This window comes from Sphingomonas sp. Leaf5 (assembly GCF_001421155.1).
In the GTDB taxonomy this organism is placed as follows: Bacteria; Pseudomonadota; Alphaproteobacteria; order Sphingomonadales; family Sphingomonadaceae; genus Sphingomonas.
In genome coordinates this window covers 161,220-184,991 of the sequence record NZ_LMJZ01000025.1, presented here as the reverse complement: position 1 = coordinate 184,991, position 23,772 = coordinate 161,220, and the positions used below count along the sequence as shown (strand labels likewise).

Sequence of the window (23,772 nt, the reverse complement as noted above, 5' to 3'; positions counted from 1 at the left end):
GCGCATCAACGACACCCCCAGAAAATGTCTCGACTTCCAAACCCCCGCCGAGGCATTCCTGCGCATCTCAACCGGTGCACTTCAAACGTGAATCCACATTCCCGCCTGCGCGGGAGTGACGAAATTCCATGGTGATCGCTGAATGTCGATCGGTCCTAGTTGTCAGACGAATCTCAGCCGTTGCCTGCAGGACGATGACGGTGCGGCAACTTGATCGAAAACCGCGCTAACTTCGTATACCGCTGCTTGACAAGCGGTAGAGCGGGAACGAGCCTGTGGCCATGTCCGGATTGGCCCTGCTCCTGCTCGCCCAGATCGCCCCGCCTCCGGCAGCGGCCCCCGATGAAATCGTGGTCGTCGGCCACCGTGCCGAAGACGCGCTCGCCGCCTGCCTCGCGCGCGGCTGCCCGCCCGCCGAGGAGGTGGAGGCGTCACTCCAGGCGTCGGTCGAACAATTTGCCGGCGGCCGCTACGGCGTCGCGCGCAAGACGTTGCGGGCGGCGATCCGGCGCAACCGCGACCATGCGGCGGAGCTCCCCGGCCCGGTGTCCAGCCTGTATGCGACGCTGGCCACCGTCGCCGAACATGAGGGCGACCGCGAACTATGGACCGCATCGGCCCGCAACAACCTGCTGATCCTGCGTCGCCATCTCGGCAATGCCAACCTCGCGACCATGACCGAGCAACTGACGTTCGGCGATACGATGCTGGGTATCGGGCAGAGCCACGCGGCCGACGACGCGTATCACACGGTTCAGCGGCTCGCGCTTGCCGCCAACCAACCGGCGTTGGCCGCCGGTGCAGCGCTCCGCCGCGCGGTCGTGGCCTCGACCCGCGGCGATTACCGGACGGCACGCCGCCTCGCCGACGACGCCGTGGCGTTGGCCAGGCCCGGTGACCAGCGGATGGCCGACCTGCGCGCGATGCTCGACGCGCGTATCGCCGTGGCCAAGGGCGATGACGGCGCGATCGACGCGCTGGCCGCCCGGTTGCGTCAGTCGGCCGACGAACAACCGCGCCTGCTCTTTTCCAAACCGGTTTTCGACATCAACTTCGTCGCCAGCGCAAATCCGTGGCATGATTCGGAAATCCGCTTTGCCGATGTCGGATACTGGATTCGCCCAGACGGCCGTACGGCGGGCGTGGAGGTGCTGCGCGACGCCGGTCTGGGCCAATGGCGTTCGGGCATCGCCAAGCAGGTCGCCGAGCGCCGCTATGTACCGCTTAGCGTCGCTCCCGGTCATCCCGGCCTGTATCGCATCGACCGCTTCACGGTACGCGCGACCATTGGCACGCCCACGGGATCGCGGGTCCGGCGCCGCACCGGCACGCTCACCACCCATATCGTCGACCTTACCGAGACCGAGGCGTTGAGCGACCTGCACAAACGTCGCGCGGCACAGGAAACCACGACTGGTTGATCCATCGGCCGTCACCCCGATAATTCCGTCTTTTCGGGGCGACCGCCACCCGCTACCCCGGCATCGGGGAGTGGCAGGCGATGGGTTCGATCAACAGTACCTTGTCCGACCGGCAGGCCGTCTGGGCGTTCGTGCTCGGCTGTGTCGCGGTGACGATCGGGGTCGTCGCGCATCTGCCGATGTTCGCGATGGCGCGGTCGATGGGCTATCGTCTGGCGGGCATGCCGATGGACGGCATGATGATCGGCGGCATGGTGCTGATCGTGCTCGGCACGCTGGTCGCCGCCTATGGCCTGCTTCCGCGCAACCTTGCCGCGCAGCGCGCCGCTGCTGCCGACATCGTCGTCGCCGCGCCCGAGGATGCCGCATTGAGCCCCGCCCATTGGGGCCTGATGGCGGTTCTGGTCGTGGCGCTCGTCATCGACGTGATGAAGCCCGCCTCGCTGGGCTTCACCGTGCCCGGCATGATTTCCGAATATGGCGTGCCCAAACGCACCGTGTCGCTGGTGCCGTTCTTCGCGCTCGCCGGCACCGTCACCGGATCGGTGCTGTGGGGCTGGATCGCCGACGTCTATGGGCGAAAGGCATCGATCCTGTTGTCGGCGGTGATGTTCGTCGGCACCTCGATCTGCGGCGCGATGCCCAGCCTCGCGTGGAACATCGCCATGTGCTTCATGATGGGCGCGGCGGCGGGCGGCATGTTGCCGGTCACCTATGCGCTGCTCGCCGAGATGATGCCCAACCGCCATCGTGGCTGGAGCCTCGTGCTGGTCGGTGGTCTCGGCGCGGTCGGCGGCTATTTCGCCGCCAGCGGCATTTCGGCGATCCTGCAACCGGTCTTCGGCTGGCGCATCCTGTGGCTGGCCAACCTGCCGACCGGGCTGACGCTGGTCCTGCTCGGCGCGCTGATCCCCGAATCCGCCAAGTTCCTGCTGGCACGCGGTCGGGTGCAGGAGGCGGAGGCGGTGATGCGCCGCTTCGGCGCGACCGCCACCCGCGCATCCGTCCGCATCACCGGCCCGCGCGCAGCCGCGCTGACCGGGGTCAAACTCTATGGCAAGCTCGCCGCGCTCAGCATCTGTGCGCTGTCATGGGGCCTCGTCAATTTCGGCCTGTTGCTGTGGCTCCCCGCCGATCTGGTCGCGAAGGGGTATTCGGTCGGCGTGTCGAGCCGGTTGCTGGCCGAAAGCGCGCTGGTCGCCTTTCCCACCGTCTTCCTCGCCGCCTTTCTCTACAGCCGGTGGAGCACGAAATGGTCGCTCGCCGTCATGATCGCGCTGACTCTTGCCGGGTTGCTGCTGGTGTTGCAGCTGGAACTGGCGGGCAGCGGCAGTCCGGTCCTGCCGGTCGCGCTGCTGATCGTCGGCACCAACGGCATCATCGCCATCGTCCTGCCCTATGCCGCCGAAAGTTTCCCGATGCGGGTGCGCGGCCGCGCTACCGGCTGGGTCGCCGCCTGTACCAAGGCCGGCGGCCTGATCGCGCAGGGGCTGACCATCGCCGGCATCGCGCTGTCGATGGGGGCGTCGTCGCTGATGGTCATGGTCCCGACCGCCTTGTCGCTGGTGCTGGTCGCATGGTTCGGCCGCGAAACCCGCGGGCGTGATTTGCGCGATCTGGATGCCGACAACGGCCAGATCGGCCATGCGGGGTAGGGGGGTGCTCAACCAGAGTACCGTCACCCCGGACTTGATCCGGGGTCCCGCTTCTTCTTCGTTAGCGCGCCCCCGAGCTTGGCAACGCGGTTCACCCCCCACAACCTGAATCGCCGCCACGATCACCACACCGCTTGCGGAATGGGAACAAAACGAATACATGCAAATCCAACAGACGCGTTGAACCCTCGACGCGGTTGCTCTACGCGAAAGGCTGGACATGGCGGCAAATCTGAAGGCGGTCGATAGCAAGATGGCGGCGGCAAACGACAAGGCGGCAGGCGAACGGCAAAAGGCGCTCGACGCCGCGCTGGCGCAGATCGATCGTGCATTCGGCAAGGGTTCGGCGATGAAGCTGGGCCAGAAGGAAGCGATGCAGGTCGAGGCGATCTCGACCGGGTCGCTCGGCCTCGACATTGCGCTCGGCGTCGGCGGCCTGCCGCGCGGGCGCGTGATCGAAGTGTACGGCCCGGAAAGCTCAGGGAAAACCACGCTGGCGCTGCATGTGCTGGCAGAGGCGCAGAAGGGCGGCGGCACCGTCGCCTTTGTCGACGCCGAACACGCGCTCGACCCGGTCTATGCGAAGAAGCTGGGCGTCAACATCGACGAACTGATCGTGTCGCAGCCCGATACCGGTGAACAGGCGCTGGAAATCGTCGATACGCTAGTCCGCTCGAACGCGATCGACGTGCTGGTGGTGGATTCGGTCGCGGCGCTGGTGCCGCGGGCCGAAATCGAGGGCGAGATGGGCGACAGCCATGTCGGCCTGCAGGCGCGGCTGATGTCGCAGTCCTTGCGCAAGCTGACCGGATCGATCAGCCGCTCGCGCTGCATGGTGATCTTCATCAACCAGCTGCGCATGAAGATCGGAGTGATGTATGGCAATCCGGAGACGACGACGGGCGGCAACGCGCTGAAATTCTACGCATCGGTCCGCCTCGACATCCGTCGCACCGGACAGATCAAGGATCGCGACGAGATCATCGGCAACACCACCCGCGTGAAGGTTGTGAAGAACAAGGTCGCACCGCCGTTCAAGCAGGTCGAATTCGACATCATGTACGGGCAGGGCATTTCGAAGATCGGCGAGATCCTCGATCTGGGCGTGAAGGCCGGATTGGTCGAGAAATCGGGCGCGTGGTTCAGCTATGACAGCGTTCGGATCGGGCAGGGGCGTGAGAACGCGAAGAACTTCCTGACCGAACATCCCGAACTGCGCGACAAGCTGGAGGCGGCGATCCGCCAGCGCACCGAAAAGGTCGCGGAAGAGATGATGGCCGGTCCCGACGCCGACGATGGTGACGACGATATGTGATCGGGCAGATCGACCGGGCGGCACGGTGCTGCCCGGTCGATCGCTTGTCGTCGATCCATCACCGGGGGAGCGGCGCGTTGGTGAACACGTGGCAAGTGTGACCTTTGTGACTTTTGTGCCGTTGCTTCGATCGCGTGCAACCGACGCCCGCCACCGGCATTGCAGTAGCAATCCGCTGAACCCGTGCAGGAATGTCGCTGATGATCGTCGTCCATCACCTCGAAAACTCCCGCTCGCAACGCGTCCTCTGGCTGCTCGAGGAATTGCGGCTTCCCTATGAGGTGAAGCGCTATGAGCGGAACAAGGCGACGATGCTGGCACCGCCGGAGCTGCGCCGTATTCACCCCTTGGGCAAGTCGCCGGTGATCGAGGATGGCAACGCCGGCAGCAGCGGCGGTCCGCTGGTCGTCGCCGAAACCGGCGCGATCGTCGAATATCTGGTCGAGCGGGCCGATGGCCGATTGGGCACGCCCGCCCATCGCCGCGCCGCGCTCCACTACCGCCACTTCCTCCATTATGCCGAAGGCTCGCTGATGCCGCCGTTGCTGGTGAAGCTCGTGCTCGGTCGCGTGCCGCTGCTGGGAAAGGCGGCGCAGAAGAAGATTCAGCCGATGATCGACGTCCATCTCGACTATGTCGAATCGCATCTCGCCGCGAACGAATGGTTCGCCGGCGACGAGATGACCGCCGCCGACATCATGATGAGCTTTCCCCTCGAAGCCGCACGCAGCCGCGCCGGCCTCGACGCTTCCCGCTCCCGCACCATCGCGTGGCTCGATCGCATCCACGCCCGTCCCGCCTATCAGGCAGCACTGAAGGCGGGCGGCACCTACGCCTATGCCTGACCGATCACGGTAACGCGGCGACCGATCGGGACACCCGCCGGCCGCCCGCGAACGGCAGGCGGGTGTCCGTTCGTCAGAACTTCACCCGCGCGCCGAAATTATACCGCGCGCCCGTCTCCTGCAGCAGCAGGAAGCGGTCTTCGATCGCCGACCATTCGTGGATCCGCTGGTTGGTGACGTTCACCCCCTGCACATAGACCTGCACGTTCGACGTGACGTCATAGCCGACGTTGAAATCGAGCTGCCCATAGGCCGAACGATTGCGCGGGCGACCCTGGTCCGAACGACATGCGCGGAGATATTCGGAGCGCCAATTGTAGGACGTCCGTGCCGAAATGCCGTATTTCTCGAAGAACACGCTGCCATTCGCCGAATGTGGCGACAGGCCGTTATAACCGCATTCGTAATCCGCCAGCGCGGAGTCACGCTCGGCCTTGCTGTCGACATAAGTATAGTTGCCGGCCACACCGAAGCCCGACAACACACTCGGCAACCAGTCGAACGTGTACTGGCCCCCGACTTCGATACCGCGGATATAGCCGGTCTGCCCGTTACGGGTCCGGGTATCCTGGAACGTCCGCCCGAACCGCTGGATCGGCAGCGTCTGGAGTTCGAGGAAGTTATCGAGCTTCTTGTAGAACGCGCCGGCGCTGACATAGCTGATGGAGTTCAGATAATATTCGACCGAGATATCGTAGTTGGTCGACTTGAACGGTTCCAGCGTCGGGTTGCCGCCGCTCGACTGCGGCACGGAAATGCGGCCGCCGAACGAGTTGTCGACGCCAAGGTCAGTCAGCGTCGGCCGCGTCACCGTTTGGGAGAAGGCGGCACGGGTGATAAGCTTGTCGGTGACATTGAACTTGATGTTGGCCGACGGCAGCGCGTTGACATAGCTGTTGCCGACCGAGACCGGCGTCGACGCACCATAGGTGAAGACCAGCGTATCGTCGCCGCGGGTGTTGGTGATGTCGAGTACGGGCTGCGCGAAGCCGCGCGACTCCGTCTGGGTCCGCACGACGCGGACACCGGCATTGCCGCTCCAGTTATCGCCACCGAACGACATGGCGATGTACGTCGCGAGCAGCCGTTCGTTGACGTTCAACTGGCTGCCGGGATTCTCGCGGACCCCGTATGGACCGCCGGGCAATGCCAGCAGCCGTGCAGCCTCCGCAGCCTGTTCGGCCGCCGTCCGCCCCTGACGCGCCCGGGCGAGGTTCGTCGGATTCGACAGGAACGCGATCACCGCATTCGGATCGTAGGTGAAGAATTGCTGCGGCACGTTCTGGCTGCCCGATACGCCGGGCAGGAAGTTGTCGAGCTTGAACGGCGACAGCAGCGACGTATCCATCGGAATGTCGTAGCCGCAGTACGCGCAACCGCCGTCGGAGTTGTTGAAGAAGCGCCGCTGCTTCGTCCGGTCCGAATAGGCCATGCCGATCCGGACCGTCTTCAGGATGCTGTTCTGGATCTGATAGTCGGTATCGAGGTGGAATTCGGAACTGCGGTCGCTGACCCGGTTGTTTTCGACGCCGGTGTAATGCGCCCGCATCAGCGACGCATCGGTGATGTTGCCGAAGTTGGATGCGGTCGGCAGGTCCTCGCCCTTGTTCAGGTCGAAACGCGGGCTGGTCTGTGCGAGCGACCCGACGACGACGAACTGGGTCGGGTTGCGCTGTTTCGCCTTCGACGTCGACGCGTCGAACCGAACCTCGACATCGTCCGCCGGGTTCCATTTCAGGTTGCCGCCGACCTGATAGGTTTCGGTACGGCGATCGTTGTTGTTGACGATATTATCGTTCTGCGACAGCGACACCCGCTGCGACAGCAACGGATTGGCGGCAAGGAACTGCTGTCCGGGGCGGTTGAACCCGGTCGCCGTACCGGTATCGTCGACCTGCAACCCGATATAGGGCGACGAATAAAAATTCGCGAAGATGTTGCGGTGGGTGAAGACGTCGAACTTCGAAAAGATGCCGTCGACGGTCAGCAGCAACTGGTCGCCGAGCTTCGCCTGCAACGCACCGGCCAGATTGATCCGCCTACGCCGGTCCTCCTGCCGTGCGAAGGCGAGGTTCTGGGGGACGTTGACCGTCGCGCCGGTATTGCCGAGCGCGGCGGTGGTCAGCCCGGTCGAATTCGCATTGCCGTTGACGACGTTCTGCGGCCCGAACAGCCAGCCATCGGTCTGCACATAGTCCAGCTGGCTGCGACGGTCGGTGTATGATCCCGACAGGACGATGCCGATCGTCTTGGCATCGTTGGTGAGCGACGTGACCGCCGACAGGTCGGGGCTCAGCTTCTCGCGCAGCGTGTCGTAAATGCCACCGGCCGACGCGGCGAGGTGGAAGCCGCTGCGCCCATCGAGCGGCCGGGCGGTGATGATGTTGACCGTCGCGCCGATGCCGCCTTCCTGCAATTCGGGAACGCTCGACTTGTACACGTCGGTGCGCTGAATCATGTTCGACGACAGGACGTCGAACGAGAATTCACGACCCGGATTGTCGGTCGCCATCACCCGGCCGTTGACCAGCACGGTGTTGAATTCCGGCCCGAGGCCGCGAACGGTGATGAACTGGCCTTCGCCGCCCGACCGGTCGATCGCGACGCCGGTGATCCGTTGCAGCGATTCCGCGATGTTCGCATCGGGGAATTTGCCGACATCCTCGGCGGAGATCGTATCGACGATCTGTTGCGACTCCCGCTTCACCCGTGCCGACGACGCGAGGCTGCTGCGGATGCCGGTAACGACGATATCGTCGGCGACCTCGGGGGTGTCAGGGCCGACCTGTGCGGCAACGGGTGTCGGTTCCTGCACGGTGCCGGCGGGACTGGTCTGCGGTGCGCCCGCTTCGGGCTGCGTGGCGTCCTGCGCGAACACGGGTCCGGCCAGCAGCATTCCGCCTGCGAGCAATACGGTCTTGAATGACATACGCATAGATATCCTCCCCTTGAGAATGATGGTGATCGGGGAGGGGCGAGCCTTCTGGATGGGCTCTGTCCCCTCGGTAGTATCGACTATGTCACGGCGTCGAACACGAAAGCGGACCCCACGAAGTCGCCCCTGAGCGGTGCGCGCAGACCGCGCTCCATCCAGTAGGCACCACTGGCCCGCGCCGGCACACCTTCGGGCAGCTTGCCGCCACCAAGGATGCGGACGGTATAGGTCTGTGCCGGGTCCAGCCCCAGCGGATGTTCGGCGACCGGATTGTCGCGCCACATCGACGAATGCAGCATTTGGAACATCACGCCCTGCCTCCGGTCCTGTCCGACATACATCGTCGCGGACGATGCGTTATCCTTGGTCGGCGGATCGATGCGATAGAGTTGCCCGCGCTGCACGGTCTGACGGATGGTCTTGTAGGCCGCGACCCATTTGGCGGCGGTGGTGAAATCCTCGGCCTGCCATTTGTCGAGATTGGCCCCGATGCCGAGCCCGCCCTGCATCGACGACAGGAAGCGATAGTCGAGCGAGGTCGCGCGGGTGTTCGCCCAGTTCGGACTGTCGGTCACCCACGCCATCATCACCGATACCGGATAGGCCTGGGTAAAGCCGTCCTGGATCATCAACCGGTCGGCCGGATCGGTATTATCCGACGGCCATACTTCGTCGGAAAAACCGAGGATGCCCAGATCGACACGACCGCCGCCGCCCGAGCAGCCTTCGATCTCCAGCTTCGGGTGACGTCGCCGCAGTTCGGACAGGATGTGGTACAGGTTGCGGACATATTCGACATATACGCGCTGTTGATCCTGCACCGGCACCGCCGGCCATCCGGCTTCGGTCCAGTTGCGGTTGTAATCCCATTTCAGGAAGGCGATGTCGTTCTCCGCGACCAGCCTGTCGAGCACTGCCAGCAGATGATCGCGGACATCGGTCCGCGCGAGGTTGAGCACCAGCTGGTTGCGGCCCTCGGTCCGGGGACGATCGGGATACTGCAGCACCCAGTCGGGGTGGGCGCGGTACAGGTCGCTGTCGACATTGACCATTTCCGGTTCGACCCACAGACCGAAATCCATACCGAGCGAATGGACCTTGTCGATCAACGGCTTCAGACCATTGGGGAATTTCGTGCGGTTGACGGTCCAGTCGCCCAACCCTGCCTTGTCGCTGTTGCGCGCACCGAACCAGCCGTCATCAACGACGAAGCGTTCGACGCCGATCTTGGCTGCCTTCTCCGCCAACGCTTCCTGTCCCGCCTCGGTCACGTCGAACGCGGTCGCTTCCCAGCTGTTGTAAACGACCGGGCGCGGCTTGGCGCGTTCGCCACCGGGCAGGATGTGCGCGTTCTGGAAACGGTGGAAGGTGCGGGATGCGCCTCCCATACCGCCGTCCGAATAGCCCGCGTAGAAGACGGGGGTGTCGAGCGTCTCGCCGGGCTTCAGCGACCACGAGAAGTCATAGGGGTTGTAGCCGCCCATGACCCGGACACGACCCAGATTGTCCTGCCCCACGCTGATCCGGAACGATCCCGACCATGCCAGCGCGCCGTACCATACCGGCCCGGCGTCCTCGCTGGTGATCCCTTCGCGACCGATCGCGAAATACGGATTGTTGCCGTGGCCGGTCGAACCGCGCCGGCTTTCCAGCAGTGTCAGCGCCGGCGTGATCGCCACGTCCTTCCTGGTCCATTCCGCAGCATGACGACCGGTCAGATAGTGCAGCCGGTAATCGTCGCCGACCGGCAGGGTGAACACCGCCGAGGCGATCTGGTCGACGCGCACCGCACGCCGATCGCCGTTGCGGACCGATGCCGATCGCGCCAGCACGCCGGTTTCAGGATCGATCGTGTAGCGCAACGTAATGCCGAGCGGCCGCCGGATATCGACCAGTTCGACCAGCAGCGTCTCGCCCTGCACCCGGTGCGACTTGTATTTGAGCACGAGGTCGCGATTGCCGTCGGCAAAAATGGTCTTGATGCCCGGATCGCTGACCAGCCCTTCGCCCTGACCCGGATATTCCTGTAACGTCACCGAACCGGCGGGATCGAAGCCGGACAGTTCGCCAGGGGCCTTTACCAGCACGGGATCGCCGGTCTTCACCGGATCGGTCGCAACCAGCGGATCGCCCGCCGCGAGCGTTGCCCCCCAATAGAGCGGCTGCAGATATCCCTTGTCGTCGACACCGAGCGCATAGGTCACGCCGCCGCCATCGAGGCGAAAAACGCGGGCATCCTGCGGGGCCGTCACCTTCGCAACGGCAGGCGTCGTTGCGGAAACCCCGATCAGTCCGGTGAGAAGCACACGGCTCAGCTTCATCGCAACCCCCTCCTGCCGACCGCCTCGCGTGCAATCGTTTGTTCGTAAATATATGATAATTGTTTCCGAGCAAGGCAATATTGAATTTATTTAATGCCTTGTGCTGTTCGATTCGAATTGTGCGGTGCTGGCAGGGTGTCAGCCAATCTTGGTGTCCAAGCCGCCACGTCAGCGAACGGATTGCCGTACAAGCCTGTCCGATCGGCAACGTCACCCTTGCCACGTTCGGGGATGATGGGTCCGCTCGATGATCGTTGGGGCAGGTCAGTGGGTGTCACCGCGGTCCACCACGTCGGACGAAATGCCGGTCGGTTGTGGCAAAGGACATATGAAAATGGCGCACCCGGAGGGATTCGAACCCCCGACCAAGGAGGTAGAAGCTCCTTGCTCTATCCAGCTGAGCTACGGGTGCCCGCCGCTTCGTTAGCGTGCATTGCGGCAAAGCGGAACCGCTATCATAACGCGGCCATGCCCGAACTGTCCGATACCGCGTTGCCCCGAATCGACGCCGCTACGCTTCCGGCGCGGGGGTTCCGCCATTTCGATATCGTGATGGCGGCGTTCGTCGCCATCCTGTTGCTGTCGAACATCATCGGCGCGGGCAAGGTGGCGGCGATCGACATTGCCGGTACGCCGTTCGTGTTCGGCGCGGGCATCCTGTTCTTTCCGGTATCCTATGTCATCGGTGACGTGCTGACCGAAGTCTATGGCTATGCCCGGGCGCGGCGGTGCATCTGGGTCGGCTTTGCGGCATTGTTGTTCATGGCGTTCATGGCGGCGGTCGTCGTCGCGATGCCGCCCGCGGCCGGTTGGATGGGGCAGGGTGCCTATGAAGCGGTCTTCGGACAGGTGCCGCGCATCGTCTTCGCCTCGATCACCGCGTTCTGGGCGGGGGAATTCGTCAACGCCTATGTCCTCGCCCGCATGAAGATCTGGACCGGCGGGCGGGCGCTGTGGACGCGGACGGTCGGGTCGACCGTGGTGGGCCAGGCGGTCGACAGCGCGATCTTCTACCCGCTGGCGTTCCTAGGCGTCTGGCCGGCCGGGCAGGTGCTGACCGTCCTGGTCACCAACTGGGCGATGAAGGTCGGCTGGGAAATCGTGCTGACGCCGGTCACCTATGCCGTGGTCGGCTGGCTGAAGCGGCGCGAGGGGGTCGATGTGTTCGATGCCGCGACCGACTTCTCCCCCTTCGCGGGAAGCAGGCGGTCGCGCTAGATCAGGCACCGACGCGTGCCAGCAATCCTTCGAACAGGGCGCGACCATCGCGGCCGCCATGTGCCGTTTCGATGCGGCGTTCGGGGTGGGGCATCATGCCGAGCACATTGCCCCCTGCATTGACCAGTCCGGCAATGTCGCGTGCCGAGCCGTTGACCGGCTCCGCATAGCGGAACGCCACCTGACCCTCACCCTCCAGCCGGTCGAGCGTCGCGTCGTCGGCGACGTAATTGCCGTCGTGATGCGCAACGGGCACGCGGATCGTGTCGCCCGCGCGATATCCGCTGGTGAAGGCCGACCTGGCCTCCCCCACGCGCAGCGCCACGTCGCGGCAGACGAAGGACAGGCCCCGGTTGCGCATCAATGCGCCCGGCAGCAGTCCTGCTTCGGTCAGGATCTGGAACCCGTTGCAGATGCCGAGCACCGGCAGGCCCTTGCCCGCCGCATCGACCACGGCGCGCATCACCGGCGACCGTGCGGCAATCGCACCCGATCGCAGATAGTCGCCATAGGAAAAGCCGCCGGGCACGGCGACCAGACCGATATCGTCGGGCAGGTCGGTTTCGCGATGCCAGACCATGGTCGGCGCGGTACCGGTGACCGATTCCAGCGCCACCGCGATGTCGCGGTCGCAGTTCGACCCCGGAAAGACGATGACGGCGGTCTTCATGCGCGTTCGACCCGATAGTTTTCGATGACCGTATTGGCGAGCAGCTTGCGGCACATCGCGTCGATCGTTTCGTCATCGGTGCCGTCGGCGACGTCCAGCTCGATCAGCTTGCCGACCCGTGCCTCGCCGACGCCCGCGAAGCCGAGCGAGGCCAGCGCGTGTTCGATCGCCTTGCCCTGCGGATCGAGTACGCCGTTCTTGAGCGTCACGACGATGCGGAGTTTCATGCAGCTTGCCTCAAGTCCGAATGGGGTTTGTCGCGGGCGCTATGGCCCCGCCCGCGCCCGCGCACAAGAGGCGCGGGGCGATCGCATCGGGATTCGCTTGAGTGCGCCGTATTGCCTGCCTATCACACTGCCATGGACCCTATGCCCCTTTCGCTCGCGCCGCTCGACCGTCGGTTCGTTACCGTGCTGCGCTGGCGGGCGGCGGTCGTCGCGCTGGTCGTGCTGCTGTTGGCGGGCGTGGGTGAGGCGATCCTGTACGGTCAGGATCTGCCGAACGGCATCGCCGCGGGCCTCGCGGTGCTGATCGCAATCTGGCTGGTCGCCATCGCCCCGCCGCGCCGCTTCGCGCATTGGGGCTTCGCACTCGACGAGCGCGAACTGCACATCGGTCATGGCTGGCTGACGCGGGTACATACCATCGTGCCGATCGGCCGCGTCCAGCATATCGACCTGACACAGGGGCCGATCGAGCGCGGCTGCAGCGTCGCGACGCTGGTGCTGCACACCGCCGGCACTGACCATAGTCGGGTCACGGTGCCGGGCCTCGCCCGCGATCAGGCCGAAGCGGTGCGTGACCGTATCCGTGGCGCGATCGAGGCGTCGCCATGGTGACCGAAGGTCCGCGCCGGCTGCACCCCGGCACCATCGCCCTGCGGATCGTCTCGGGCGCGCCACAGCAAATCGCCGGGCTGGTCGCGCTCGCCGCCGCCACATCGCGTAGCGGGGTGTGGCCGATGATCGGCATCGTTTCGGTGCTGATCGTGGGGGCGGCGCTGTTCGCGTGGATACGGTGGCGGGCGTTCACGTACACGATCGGCGACGGCGAACTGGTGATTGCGGACGGGGTGCTGAACCGCAAGCGGCGATCGATCCCGTTCGACCGCATTCAGGACGTTTCGATCGACCAGAAGCTGCTGGCCCGCCCGTTCGGTCTGGCGCGGGTGCGGGTCGAGACCGGTGGTGGCGAGGCGGACGAGGCGAAGCTCGACAGCGTGACGCTGGCCGAGGCGGCCCGGCTGCGCGCGATCTTGCGCGGGGCAGTTCCGCAGACGGGCCCGACCGACGCGGGGCCCCGCGAACCGGCGCGCGACATCGTCTTCGCCATGTCGCCCGGCCGCGTATTGACGATGGGCCTGTTCGGCTTTTCGCTGGTCTGGGTCGGGGTGTTGTTCGCCGGCCTCAATCAGGTCGGCGATCTGATCGGGTGGAACTGGGTCGATGTCCGCGACTGGGCCGGCGTCGCGCGGCGCGAGGCGATCGCATGGGCCACGCCGTTGTTCGCGGCCATGGCGGCCGTCGTCGCGCTGCTGGTCGGCGCGATCAGCGGCGTCCTGCGCACGCTGCTGGTCGAGCATGGATTTCGGTTGGAGCGCGAAGGCGACCGGTTGCGCCGCGTGCGCGGGCTGGCCACCCGGACCGAAATCGCGCTCAGCCTGCGCCGTGTCCAGCTGGCACTGATCGAACGCGGCATGGTCAGCGGACGGCTGGGCTGGGCGGGCCTGCGGTTGCAGACGCTGGGCGGCAGCGACGATGTCGGCGGGCGGCAGAGCGTCGCGCCGTTCGCCCGCGAAGCGGAGATTGCGCAGGTGCTCGCGGCTGCAGGCTACGCGCCGTTCGATCCGCTTCCGCTGCGTCCGGTTGCGTTCGGGCATGTCGTGCGGACCGGCATCGTGCGGGGCGGGGTGCCGCTGATCGCGGTGACCGTCGCCGCGTTCTTCGTGCCGCTGGCGGGGCTGGCGTTGCTGCTGGTCCCGATCCCGGTGGTGCTGGCGATCCTCGCGCGGCGGCGACACCGCTATGCGATCGTCGGCGACACGTTGCAGGTGATGCGCGGGGTGCTGGCCAAGCAGGTGTGGATCGTGCCGCTGGCCCGTATCCAGGCGGTGTCGGTGCGCCGCTCGCCGCTCCAGCGCCTGTTGGGGCTGGCGACGGTGCATGTCGATACCGCCGGTGCCAAGGGGATGGGCCGACCCAACGTCGTCGATGTCGCGGTCGAGGATGCCGACCGACTGTCGGCCGCCCTACTGCGCTGACGGGGCGGGGGCAGGGGCCGGATCACCGCTACGCCGGACGCCGGTGAGCGGCGGCGTATCGCCGCGGACGGTCGCGGCGGGCATTGGCGGCGCGGGGATCGCGCGACGCATGCACGACGAAGCGGGCCGCGATACGAGCTGGCAATTCCACAACTGCTTTTCGACGCCCGCGCCCCGGTCGCGCAGATAGCTGAACGACATCGCGTTCAGCGCGGCCGGTTCCCATGCCAGCCCCGCGCGGGCCGGGACTGCCGCCGGATCGCGCCAGCCGAGGAACTTGCACCGCGTCCGTTCGCCGCAGGTGGCTTGCGCGAAGGCCGGCCATTTGTCGGGCGTCAGCGTATCGAGGGGCACGAGGAAGGTGACCGGATCGTCGCTGCTCGGACGCGGCAGCGCGGCGGACGCGAAATTGCCGGTCAGCACGCCGGCCTCCTGCTCGACCGCCAGTACCTCGGGCAGTTTGTGCGCGGCGGAATAGGGAGCGAGCTGTTCGATGTGCGGTTCGACCGTGCCGACGACGCGGCGGAACGCACCGGGCGTGCCCCACCATCCGGCCCAGCGGAAAAACAGGTGCGTATCGACCGCCGCGATCTTGTCGAGGCTGGACTGCCAATAGGGGACGACCCAGTCGGTATGATAGTGCGTCGCATAGCCGACCGGCGCGAACACGTTGCCCGCCAGTGCCGCCGCCGCGACCTTGCGCGCCCGGTCCCAATAGGCTTGCGGATAGGCGCGCGCCAACGCCCCGTCGCAGGTGAAGGTGAACTGGCAACCGGTGGTGCGTTCCGACCCCTGAAACACCACGCCGCACACGCTTTTGGGAAAGGCCGGGTGGCGCAGTCGGTTCAGCACGACCTGTGCGACGGCGCGCTGCCCCTTCGCATCGTCGCCGGCCTCGTACAGCACGGCGGCGGCGAGGCAGTCGGTCGCGCGGGACCGATTGTCGAGGTCGCCAGCAAAGCGGAACGGTCGCGCCGCCGGGTTGGGGCCGGTAACGAACGGCACCTTGGCATTGAAGGCGCGGGCGTCCTCCGGTTCCAGCGCGCGATACTCGATCGGCTCCACCGGGGGCGGCGGCGCTTCCGGGGCCTGCGCAACGCTCTGGCGGCCCGGTCCGGCGGAATGCGCCGCCGGCCGGATCGGCGGGGTCGACCGGATCAGGATCGCAGGCACGGCGACGGCCGCGACCGACAGTGCCACCAGGACGCCGTCGATCGCGATCGATCCGCTGCCGATCCTGTTCCGTTCGACCACCGCCGGCTCGCTCATTGTTCGGGCAGGAAGTCGGGAACCGACAGATAACGCTCGCCGGTGTCGTAGTTGAAGCCGAGCACGCGCACGCCATCGGGCAGGTCGGGCAGCTTTTGCAGGATCGCCGCCAGCGTCGCGCCCGACGAGATGCCAACCAGCATCCCTTCCTCGCTCGCCGAACGCCGGGCCATGTCCTTGGCAACCGCCGCATCGACCTTGATCACGCCGTCGATCGCGCGGGTGTGCAGGTTGGCGGGGACGAAGCCGGCACCGATCCCCTGGATCGGGTGCGGCCCCGGCTGCCCGCCGGAAATCACCGGCGAGAGGTCGGGTTCGACCGCATAGACCTTCAGCTCCGGCCATTTCTCCTTCAGCGTTTCGGCGACGCCGGTAATGTGACCGCCGGTGCCGACGCCGGTGATGATGACGTCGATCGGCGTATCGGCGAAGTCGTTCAGGATTTCCTGTGCGGTCGTGCGGACATGGACGTCGATGTTCGCGGGGTTTTCGAACTGCTGGGGAATCCACGCATCGGCGGTTTGCGCCGCCAGTTCATGCGCGCGCTCGATCGCGCCCTTCATGCCCTTTTCGCGGGGCGTCAGGTCGAAGGTCGCGCCATAGGCGAGCATCAGCCGGCGACGCTCGATGCTCATGCTTTCGGGCATGACCAGCACCAGCCTGTATCCCTTGACCGCTGCGACCATCGCCAGACCGACGCCGGTATTGCCGCTGGTCGGTTCGATGATCGTGCCGCCGGGCTTCAGGTCGCCCGATGCCTCGGCCGCCTCGATCATGGCAAGGGCAATGCGGTCCTTGATCGACCCGCCGGGGTTGGAACGCTCGGACTTGATCCACACCTCGGCATCGCCGAACAGCCGCTTCACGCGGATATGCGGCGTATTCCCGATCGTTTGCAGGATGGTATCGGCCTTCATGGCTGGGTCTCCTTTGGGATGACTTCGAGGTCTTTGGGCGGCGTGAAGCTACGCGCGGCCCGCAATTCGGGGAACAGGCGCGACCAGAGCATGGTGACGCCGATCGCAAGGATGCCGCCGCCGGCAACCGCGACGACTGGCCCGACCAGCGCGGCGAGGAAGCCCGAGCGTGCCTCGCCCAGTTCGTTCGATCCCGACACGAACAGCGTCGACACCGCGCCGACCCGCCCGCGCATCGCGTCGGGCGTATGCAACTGGATCAGCGACTGGCGGACATAGACCGACACCATGTCGGTCGCACCGACGACGAACAGGGCGGCGAGCGCCAGCAGCACGGCCGGCGCGAAGTCGCTGCCGATCGCGGCTTGCCCGAATATTGGCAGCAGCAGCGGCGCGGACAGCCCGAACAGCGCGGTCGCCGCCCCGAAGCCCATCACCGACAACAGCATCTTGGCACCGACATCCTTCGACAGCGGCTTGACCGCGAACACGGCGGCAACGACCACCGCGCCCAGCGCCGGCGCGGCGCGGAGATGGCCGAGGCCGTCCGCGCCGATTTGGAGAATGTCGCGGGCATAGATCGGCAGCATCGCCGTCGCGCCGCCCAGCAACACCGCGAACAGATCGAGCGAAATCGCGCCGAACACCAATCGGTTGCGGCGGACATAGGATAATCCGTCGAGCATCTGCCGCCACGGATTGGCCTTCCCCGCGATCACCGCACGCGGGATCGGCGGGATCAGGAACAGCATGATCAGCCCGAACAGGAACAGCCCCGCCGACACGGCATAGGGAATGTAATGACCCGCCGCGTACAGATAGCCGCCCATCGCCGGCCCGAGCACCGATCCGCCCTGCCACGCGATCGAACTCATCGCGATCGCGGTGGGCAGGACGGCTGCGGGGACGAGATTGGGGGCGAGCGCCTGCAACGCCGGCCCGGCAAAGGCGCGCGCGACGCCCAGCATCGCCGCGACGAAGAACAGCCATGGCAGGGTGATCGCGCCGCTATAGGTCAGCCATGCCAGCAGCAGCGCGCAGCTACCCTCCAGCGCGACCGACCCGCGCGCGATCCAGCGCCGGTCGATCCGGTCGGCGACCCATCCCGCGACCAGCGACAGGACCAGCAGCGGCAGGAACTGCGCGACGCCGATCAGCCCCAACTGAAACGCAGACTGCCGGATCGTCATCGTCTCGCGCGCGATGTCGTACACCTGCCAGCCGATGACGACGACCATCGCGATCTGCGCCAGCGTGTTCGACAGCCGGGCAAGGAAATAGGCGCGGAACGCGGGGATGGAAAAGGGATGCGGAGAAGCGGACATGAGGTGGGGGTTTAGGTCCGCTGTTGGGCTGGGGCAATGCAGATCGGCTTGGGGGGTATTGTGAAGCGACTTCATGCCGTCCCCCGCGTCACCCCCGCGAAGGCGGGGGTCCATAAACGCTGCGTTGTCGATCGATCGCGACCACGGTGTCTATGGATTCCCGCCTGCGCGGGAATGACGGGGGTAGAGACGTACTGGCTTACCGCCGACCGAGGAACGCCAGCAGGTCGTCGGTCAGCCGGTCGCTCTCGGTCGCGAACAGGCCGTGCGGCGCGCCGTCATATTCGATCAGATCGGCGTTCGGCAGCGCCCTGGCCAAAGCCCGCCCGGTCGCGTCGATCGGCACGGTCTGGTCCGACGTGCCGTGGATGATGAGCGTCGGCACGGTGATCGACGGCAGGTCCGGCCGGAAATCGGTGGTCCCGAACGACTCCGCGCAGGCCAGCGTCGGCTTGAGCCCCGCCAGCATCGCCGTGTTCCACGACAGGTCGAGCACTTCCTCGCTCACCGGGCTGGTGATGAAGCCGACGCCATAGAACTGGTCGAAGAAGGTACGGAAGAACTTCGCGCGATCCGCCTTGATATTGTCGGCGATCTCCTGAAGCTGGTCCTGCGGCACGCCATCGGGATTGTCGTCGGTCTGGAGCATGTACGGCACGACCGACCCGATGAAGCCGACGCGGGTCACGCCCTTGCCGCCATGGCGCGACATGTAGCGCGCGACCTCGCCACCCCCCATCGAGAAACCGATAAGCGCGGCATCGTCGGTCACGCCGGTTTCGGCCATGACATCGGCCAGATCGTCCGACAGCGTGTCATAGTCATAGCCCGACCAGGGCTGGTCCGACCGCCCGAAACCGCGCCGGTCATAGGCAATGACGCGATAGCCAGCATCGGCCAATGCCATCGCCTGCGGGTCCCAGCTGTCGGCTGACAGTGGCCAGCCATGGATCAGTACGACCGGGCGACCCTGTCCCCAATCCTTCACGAACAGGCTGGTACCGTCGCGGGTCTTTACATAGGGCATCGATCGATCCTCGTCGGGAAATTGTCCGACCTGAACGACCGACACGCACGGCGGTTGCCTGCGCTTCGCGACCGTCGGCGCAACCGGTCAATCGCGCGGGACGATGCCCAGCGTCGGGCGGGGCATGCCGCCGTGTTCGGCATCGCGCAGCATGACCGAATAGCGGTCCGCCATCTCGCGATGCACCCGCCGCACTTCGGGCAGTTGCGCGGTTTCCGCCCGCGTGCGCGCCTCGCCCAACCGGCGGCGGTAATATTCGGCGTTGTCGACGATCGACATCTGGTCCTCCTTCCCGTCCGTACGTGGTGGACCTTTCCATACACCGAACCGGTTATCCGGTCGCTGACATACGTTAAGCACAGGTTCAGTCGCGGCGTCTCTTCAGCCCGGCGTGACAAAGCTGTCCAGTACCCGCTTCTGACCGGCGGTTTCGAACAATACCTCCAGCTTGTTGCCTTCGATCGTCTCGATCGTGCCATACCCGAACTTCTGATGGAAGACGCGCTGCCCGGTCGACAGGTCGCTGCGGCCCTTGTTGCCCAGACTGATCGCGCTCGCCCGCGCCTCGACGACGCGTGCCGGGGTCGTGGTGAAGGTCGACCCCTGCGATGCGGCGCGCTGCCAGCCCGGACCCCGCCCGGTACCGCGCGCGACATCGGCGAACGGATCGGCGCGCTCGCTCCAATTCGCCCGCCACAGGCTTTCGCCCCCCGCCATCGTCGTTTCCGTATCGATATGCTCGGCGGGCAATTCGCCGACGAAGCGCGACGGCAGCGAGGAATTCCACTGGCCATAGATGCGGCGATTGGCGGCATGGAACACAACGGCCAGCCGCCGAGCGCGGGTGATCGCGACATAGGCGAGGCGGCGTTCCTCCTCCAACGACGCGGTGCCACCCTCATCGAGCGAGCGTTGTGACGGGAACAATCCTTCCTCCCAGCCTACGCAAAACACCGTGTCGAATTCCAGCCCCTTGGCGGCGTGGATGGTCATGATCGTGACCTTCGGCTCTTCCGCCGACGCCTCGTTGTCCATGACCAGCGACACGTGTTCTAGGAACGCGCCGAGCGACTCATATTCCTCCATCGCCCGGACCAGTTCGGTCAGGTTTTCCAGCCGCCCGGCCGCTTCCGCCGTCTTTTCCGCCTGATACATCGCGGTATAGCCGCTTTCGTCGAGCAACTGCCGCGCCAGCTCGGCATGGGGCAGGCCCTGCGCCATGTCGCGCCAGCGAGCGAAGTCGCCGACCAGCCGCCCGAGCGACTTGCGCGCGGCCCCGGTCAATTCGTCGGTATCGAGGATGCGCGCGGCGGCAGTCATCAACGACGATCCCGTCGCGCGGGCGTATCGATGGATCGTCTGCACCGCCTTGTCGCCCAGACCCCGTTTGGGCACGTTGACGATCCGTTCGAACGCGAGGTCGTCGGAAGGCTGGTTGACGACGCGCAGATAGGCGAGCGCATCGCGGATTTCGGCGCGTTCGTAGAAGCGGAACCCGCCGACGATGCGATACGGCATGCCGATGCCGATGAAGCGTTCCTCGAACTCGCGCGTCTGGTGCTGCGCGCGGACGAGGATCGCACAGTCGTCGAGCGTCTTGCCCGCCCGCTGCACCTGTTCGATCGTGTCGCCGACGCGGCGGGCCTCCTCGGGACCGTCCCACACGCCGATGACGCGGACCTTCTCGCCGACATCGCATTCGGTCCACAGCGTTTTACCCAGCCGTCCGCCATTATGCGCGATCACGCCCGATGCCGCGCCGAGGATATGGGGCGTCGACCGGTAATTCTGTTCGAGGCGGACGATCTTCGCGCCGGGAAAGTCGCGTTCGAAACGCAGGATATTCTCGACCTGCGCGCCCCGCCACGAATAGATCGACTGGTCGTCGTCGCCGACGCAGCACAAATTGCGCCGTTCCTGCGCCAGCAACCGCAGCCACAGATACTGGACACTGTTGGTGTCCTGATATTCGTCGACCATGATGTAGCGGAACCGCTGCTGATACTGCGCCAGCACTTCGCGGTCGGTGCGCAGGATCGTCAGCACGTGCAGCAACAGGTCGCCGAAATCGCAGGCGTTCACCGCCTTCAACCGGTCCTGATATTGCTGATACATCTCGCCGCCGCGGCCATTGGCGAAGCGTTCGCTTTCCCCCGCATCGACATCGGCGGGGGTCATCCCCTTGTTCTTCCATCCGTCGATCAGCCCGGCAAGGCTCCGCGCTGGCCACCTTTTCTCATCGAGATCGGCGGCAAGGATCAGCTGTTTCAGCAGGCGCAACTGATCGTCGGTATCGAGGATGGTGAAATTGGATTGCAGCCCGACCAGTTCGGCATGCCGCCGCAGCATCTTCGCGCCGATCGCGTGGAACGTGCCCAGCCACGGCATCCCCTCGACCAGATCGCCGACCAGCCGCCCGACGCGCTCGCGCATCTCCTTCGCCGCCTTGTTGGTGAAGGTCACCGACAGGATTTCGGATGGATAGGCTTTGCGCGTATACAGGAGATGCGCCAGCCGCGCGGTCAGCGCCGCCGTCTTGCCGGTACCCGCACCCGCCAGCACCAGCACCGGGCCGTCGGTGGTCAGCACCGCGTCACGCTGCGGTTCGTTCAGCCCGCGCAGATAGGGCGGATCGGCAGGGGTAGGGGCAAGCGACATCGTCGAACAGGTAGGGAACGAAGCGTAAAGCGACAAGCAAGGAAATTGTTTCGGAGCCGTCATCGTCCTGCCATCGCCGCTTCGCTGCGTTGCAATAATCGCGCAGTACCAGCGCGGTGCCGGTAGACGGCGGCACCCGAACCGCGGGCGACCGCCGCTGCGACGGGCACCGATTTCGCAGGAGCTACCATCATGAACATCCGTATCATCGCCCTTGCGGCGACCGCTTTCGCGTGCCTGTCGTCGGCCGCGAACGCCGAAGTGCGTGAGCCGGTGTCGGTCCATGTGTCCTATGCCGGGCTGGACCTGACCAAGATCGAACATCGTCGCGTCCTCGACGCCCGCATCGACCGTGCCGCAACGACGGCCTGCCGTTCGGGCGCGTCCGGCCTGCGCCGCTACGCCGACGAAAACCGCTGCCGTGCCGAAATGCGCCGGGACGGCCAGGTTCAGGTCGCACAGCTCCAGCCGGTGGCGGTCGCCAGCGTCAAGTAAGCACGGACGGTACGACGGAAGCAACGCACCTCTGCCGGGGCAGGGGTGCGTTTGCCGTTCGTGGCGATAGTTGCGTCGTAGCGGGCGTCAACGAAACCTTCTTGCGCCCCGGCGGCAACCCGCTAGGCGGGCGCATGGCCCAACCACATCCCATGCGCGCCCATCGCCGTATCCTAATCGCCAGCCTGATCGGCACCTCGGTCGAATTCTACGACTTCTATATCTATGCCACCGCCGCGACGTTGGTGTTCGGGTCGCTGTTCTTTCCACTCGAAAGCACGTCGGCACAGTTGATGGCGAGCTACCTGTCGATCGGCCTCGCTTTCATCGCCCGGCCGCTCGGCGCGGTGGTGTTCGGCCATTTCGGCGACCGGTTGGGCCGGAAATCGACGCTGGTCGCGTCGTTGATGCTGATGGGCGGCTCGACGCTGCTGATCGCGTTCCTGCCGACCTATGCGCAAGTCGGCTGGGTCGCGCCGCTGCTGCTCTGCACCTTGCGGTTCGCGCAGGGGCTGGGGCTGGGTGGCGAATGGGGCGGGGCGGCGTTGCTCGCCGTGGAGAATGCGCCGCCGGGCTGGCGCGGTCGGTTCGGCATGGTGCCGCAACTGGGCGCGCCGGTCGGCTTCATCGCCGCCAACGGGTTGTTCCTGCTGCTGGGGCTGACCCTGTCGGAGGCGGATTTTCTCGCCTGGGGCTGGCGGCTGCCGTTCCTGTTCAGCGTCGCGCTGGTCGGGCTGGGGCTCTGGGTGCGGGTAAAGCTGACCGAAACCCCCGCCTTCGCTAAGGCGCTGGCGCACGAAGCGCCGCCGAGCGTGCCGATCGCCGAACTGGCGGGCAGTCATTTGCGGGCGACGCTGGCCGGGACCTTCGGGGTCGTCGCATGCTTCGCGCTCTATTACATCGCGACGACCTTCGTGCTGGGATATGGCACGAACACGCTCGGCTATACTCGCGGCGCGTTCCTGCAAACCCAATTGATCGCGATCCTGTTCATGGCCGCCGGCATCGCGCTGGCGGGCTGGCTGTCCGACCGGTCGACCCCGGCGCGGGTGCTGGCGGGCGGGTGCATCGGCGTCGTCGTCGCCGGTGGTCTGCTAGGGCCGATGGTCGGGGCGGGGTCGCTGTTTGTCATCGGCGCATGGCTCTCGTTCGCGCTGCTGATGATGGGGTTCGTCTACGGCCCGCTCGGCGCATGGTTGCCGGCGCTGTTCCCGGCGCGGGTCCGCTACACGGGTGCGTCGATGGGCTTCAACGTCGGCGGCGTGATCGGTGGCGGCCTGACCCCCAGCATCGCGCAGGCGCTGTCGATCGATTACGGCCTGTGGTCGGTCGGCGTGGTGCTGGCCGGGGCGGGGGTGGCGAGCCTGATCGGGCTGGCACTGGTTCCGCGCGACCGCTAGAGCGGTTTTCGACCATGTTGCACCATCGTCATCGCCCTGCG

At 65.9% G+C, this 23,772-nt stretch carries 19 protein-coding genes and 1 tRNA gene; 9 read left to right on the top strand and 11 right to left on the bottom strand.

Going from position 1 to position 23,772, the window contains the following annotated elements; translation table 11 throughout:
• Positions 1 to 281 precede the first annotated feature (281 nt).
• The 4 genes from ASE50_RS18020 (at position 282) to ASE50_RS18005 (ending at position 5,236) form a co-directional block, all read left to right on the top strand.
• Entirely contained in the window at positions 282 to 1,421 is a 1,140-nt protein-coding gene (locus ASE50_RS18020) for a hypothetical protein (RefSeq protein WP_056403895.1), read from the top strand.
• Between the two features lie 80 nt (positions 1,422 to 1,501).
• The gene (locus ASE50_RS18015; RefSeq protein ID WP_056403892.1) at positions 1,502 to 3,076 is read left to right on the top strand and encodes an MFS transporter; all 1,575 of its coding nucleotides are present in this window, start codon (positions 1,502 to 1,504) and stop codon (positions 3,074 to 3,076) included.
• Positions 3,077 to 3,296: 220 nt separating this feature from the next.
• On the top strand, positions 3,297 to 4,391 hold the full coding sequence (gene recA, locus ASE50_RS18010) for a recombinase RecA (protein WP_200909460.1): 1,095 nt from the start codon (positions 3,297 to 3,299) through the stop codon (positions 4,389 to 4,391).
• A gap of 197 nt (positions 4,392 to 4,588) precedes the next feature.
• Positions 4,589 to 5,236, top strand: coding sequence for a glutathione S-transferase family protein (locus ASE50_RS18005; RefSeq protein ID WP_200909472.1), 648 nt, complete (start codon positions 4,589 to 4,591; stop codon positions 5,234 to 5,236).
• A 73-nt stretch (positions 5,237 to 5,309) separates the two neighbouring features.
• On the opposite strand, the gene ASE50_RS18000 is transcribed toward ASE50_RS18005, so the two are convergent.
• The 3 genes from ASE50_RS18000 to ASE50_RS17990 form a co-directional block, all read right to left on the bottom strand.
• Positions 5,310 to 8,171 carry a TonB-dependent receptor gene (locus ASE50_RS18000; protein ID WP_082439118.1) on the bottom strand — a complete coding sequence of 954 codons (2,862 nt, stop codon included), beginning with the start codon at positions 8,169 to 8,171 and terminating at the stop codon, positions 5,310 to 5,312.
• Between the two features lie 80 nt (positions 8,172 to 8,251).
• On the bottom strand, positions 8,252 to 10,492 hold the full coding sequence (locus ASE50_RS17995; protein ID WP_082439117.1) for an alpha-galactosidase: 2,241 nt from the start codon (positions 10,490 to 10,492) through the stop codon (positions 8,252 to 8,254).
• 335 nt (positions 10,493 to 10,827) lie between these two features.
• A tRNA-Arg gene (locus tag ASE50_RS17990) sits at positions 10,828 to 10,904 on the bottom strand.
• 56 nt (positions 10,905 to 10,960) lie between these two features.
• Here ASE50_RS17990 and ASE50_RS17985 point away from each other — a divergent pair.
• A complete protein-coding gene (locus ASE50_RS17985) occupies positions 10,961 to 11,710 on the top strand; it encodes a queuosine precursor transporter (protein WP_056403887.1) in 750 nt (249 codons plus the stop codon).
• A gap of 1 nt (position 11,711) precedes the next feature.
• On the opposite strand, the gene purQ is transcribed toward ASE50_RS17985, so the two are convergent.
• Both purQ and purS read right to left on the bottom strand, forming a co-directional pair.
• Positions 11,712 to 12,380 carry a phosphoribosylformylglycinamidine synthase subunit PurQ gene (gene purQ, locus ASE50_RS17980; protein ID WP_056403884.1) on the bottom strand — a complete coding sequence of 223 codons (669 nt, stop codon included), beginning with the start codon at positions 12,378 to 12,380 and terminating at the stop codon, positions 11,712 to 11,714.
• Positions 12,377 to 12,607, bottom strand: a complete 231-nt coding sequence (gene purS, locus ASE50_RS17975) for a phosphoribosylformylglycinamidine synthase subunit PurS (RefSeq protein ID WP_055999839.1) — start codon at positions 12,605 to 12,607, stop codon at positions 12,377 to 12,379. The genes purQ and purS overlap by 4 nt, the downstream gene beginning before the upstream one ends.
• 141 nt (positions 12,608 to 12,748) lie before the next feature.
• Here purS and ASE50_RS17970 point away from each other — a divergent pair, with 141 nt between their 5' ends.
• Together ASE50_RS17970 and ASE50_RS17965 are read left to right on the top strand one after the other, a co-directional pair.
• Positions 12,749 to 13,219: a PH domain-containing protein gene (locus tag ASE50_RS17970; RefSeq protein WP_056403881.1), complete on the top strand. Its 471-nt coding sequence runs from the start codon at positions 12,749 to 12,751 to the stop codon at positions 13,217 to 13,219.
• Positions 13,213 to 14,640: a PH domain-containing protein gene (locus ASE50_RS17965; protein ID WP_056403878.1), complete on the top strand. Its 1,428-nt coding sequence runs from the start codon at positions 13,213 to 13,215 to the stop codon at positions 14,638 to 14,640. Before ASE50_RS17970 ends, ASE50_RS17965 begins: the two co-directional genes overlap by 7 nt.
• Here the strand turns inward: ASE50_RS17965 and ASE50_RS17960 are convergent.
• From ASE50_RS17960 to ASE50_RS17935, 6 genes are all read right to left on the bottom strand, one after another.
• The gene (locus tag ASE50_RS17960; RefSeq protein WP_056403874.1) at positions 14,629 to 15,909 is read right to left on the bottom strand and encodes a cell wall hydrolase; all 1,281 of its coding nucleotides are present in this window, start codon (positions 15,907 to 15,909) and stop codon (positions 14,629 to 14,631) included. The genes ASE50_RS17965 and ASE50_RS17960 overlap by 12 nt on opposite strands.
• A complete protein-coding gene (gene cysK / locus ASE50_RS17955; protein ID WP_056403872.1) occupies positions 15,906 to 16,826 on the bottom strand; it encodes a cysteine synthase A in 921 nt (306 codons plus the stop codon). The genes ASE50_RS17960 and cysK overlap by 4 nt, the downstream gene beginning before the upstream one ends.
• Positions 16,823 to 18,151 (bottom strand): MFS transporter, encoded by a 1,329-nt coding sequence (locus tag ASE50_RS17950; protein WP_056403869.1) that lies wholly within the window; start codon positions 18,149 to 18,151, stop codon positions 16,823 to 16,825. Before ASE50_RS17950 ends, cysK begins: the two co-directional genes overlap by 4 nt.
• 199 nt (positions 18,152 to 18,350) lie before the next feature.
• On the bottom strand, positions 18,351 to 19,178 hold the full coding sequence (locus ASE50_RS17945; RefSeq protein ID WP_056403958.1) for an alpha/beta fold hydrolase: 828 nt from the start codon (positions 19,176 to 19,178) through the stop codon (positions 18,351 to 18,353).
• 87 nt (positions 19,179 to 19,265) lie between these two features.
• Positions 19,266 to 19,457, bottom strand: coding sequence for a hypothetical protein (locus ASE50_RS17940; RefSeq protein WP_056403865.1), 192 nt, complete (start codon positions 19,455 to 19,457; stop codon positions 19,266 to 19,268).
• Positions 19,458 to 19,559: 102 nt separating this feature from the next.
• Positions 19,560 to 21,836, bottom strand: coding sequence for an ATP-dependent helicase (locus ASE50_RS17935; protein WP_056403862.1), 2,277 nt, complete (start codon positions 21,834 to 21,836; stop codon positions 19,560 to 19,562).
• A 192-nt stretch (positions 21,837 to 22,028) separates the two neighbouring features.
• Here ASE50_RS17935 and ASE50_RS17930 point away from each other — a divergent pair, with 192 nt between their 5' ends.
• Together ASE50_RS17930 and ASE50_RS17925 are read left to right on the top strand one after the other, a co-directional pair.
• Positions 22,029 to 22,331: a UrcA family protein gene (locus ASE50_RS17930; RefSeq protein ID WP_056403859.1), complete on the top strand. Its 303-nt coding sequence runs from the start codon at positions 22,029 to 22,031 to the stop codon at positions 22,329 to 22,331.
• A 152-nt stretch (positions 22,332 to 22,483) separates the two neighbouring features.
• Positions 22,484 to 23,731 (top strand): MFS transporter, encoded by a 1,248-nt coding sequence (locus tag ASE50_RS17925; RefSeq protein ID WP_082439115.1) that lies wholly within the window; start codon positions 22,484 to 22,486, stop codon positions 23,729 to 23,731.
• The last annotated feature ends 41 nt before the right edge of the window (positions 23,732 to 23,772 follow it).

Coding starts and splice junctions, on each gene's coding strand:
- purQ (WP_056403884.1), bottom strand. CDS start 12,380: ATGAAGACCGCCGTCATCGTCTTTCCGGGGTCGAACTGCGACCGCGAC.
- ASE50_RS18000 (WP_082439118.1), bottom strand. CDS start 8,171: ATGCGTATGTCATTCAAGACCGTATTGCTCGCAGGCGGAATGCTGCTG.
- ASE50_RS18020 (WP_056403895.1), top strand. CDS start 282: ATGTCCGGATTGGCCCTGCTCCTGCTCGCCCAGATCGCCCCGCCTCCG.
- ASE50_RS17985 (WP_056403887.1), top strand. CDS start 10,961: ATGCCCGAACTGTCCGATACCGCGTTGCCCCGAATCGACGCCGCTACG.
- ASE50_RS17970 (WP_056403881.1), top strand. CDS start 12,749: ATGCCCCTTTCGCTCGCGCCGCTCGACCGTCGGTTCGTTACCGTGCTG.
- ASE50_RS18015 (WP_056403892.1), top strand. CDS start 1,502: ATGGGTTCGATCAACAGTACCTTGTCCGACCGGCAGGCCGTCTGGGCG.
- ASE50_RS17935 (WP_056403862.1), bottom strand. CDS start 21,836: ATGTCGCTTGCCCCTACCCCTGCCGATCCGCCCTATCTGCGCGGGCTG.
- ASE50_RS17940 (WP_056403865.1), bottom strand. CDS start 19,457: ATGTCGATCGTCGACAACGCCGAATATTACCGCCGCCGGTTGGGCGAG.
- ASE50_RS17945 (WP_056403958.1), bottom strand. CDS start 19,178: ATGCCCTATGTAAAGACCCGCGACGGTACCAGCCTGTTCGTGAAGGAT.
- ASE50_RS17995 (WP_082439117.1), bottom strand. CDS start 10,492: ATGAAGCTGAGCCGTGTGCTTCTCACCGGACTGATCGGGGTTTCCGCA.
- ASE50_RS17960 (WP_056403874.1), bottom strand. CDS start 15,909: ATGAGCGAGCCGGCGGTGGTCGAACGGAACAGGATCGGCAGCGGATCG.
- ASE50_RS17930 (WP_056403859.1), top strand. CDS start 22,029: ATGAACATCCGTATCATCGCCCTTGCGGCGACCGCTTTCGCGTGCCTG.
- cysK (WP_056403872.1), bottom strand. CDS start 16,826: ATGAAGGCCGATACCATCCTGCAAACGATCGGGAATACGCCGCATATC.
- ASE50_RS17950 (WP_056403869.1), bottom strand. CDS start 18,151: ATGTCCGCTTCTCCGCATCCCTTTTCCATCCCCGCGTTCCGCGCCTAT.
- recA (WP_200909460.1), top strand. CDS start 3,297: ATGGCGGCAAATCTGAAGGCGGTCGATAGCAAGATGGCGGCGGCAAAC.
- purS (WP_055999839.1), bottom strand. CDS start 12,607: ATGAAACTCCGCATCGTCGTGACGCTCAAGAACGGCGTACTCGATCCG.
- ASE50_RS17925 (WP_082439115.1), top strand. CDS start 22,484: ATGCGCGCCCATCGCCGTATCCTAATCGCCAGCCTGATCGGCACCTCG.
- ASE50_RS17965 (WP_056403878.1), top strand. CDS start 13,213: ATGGTGACCGAAGGTCCGCGCCGGCTGCACCCCGGCACCATCGCCCTG.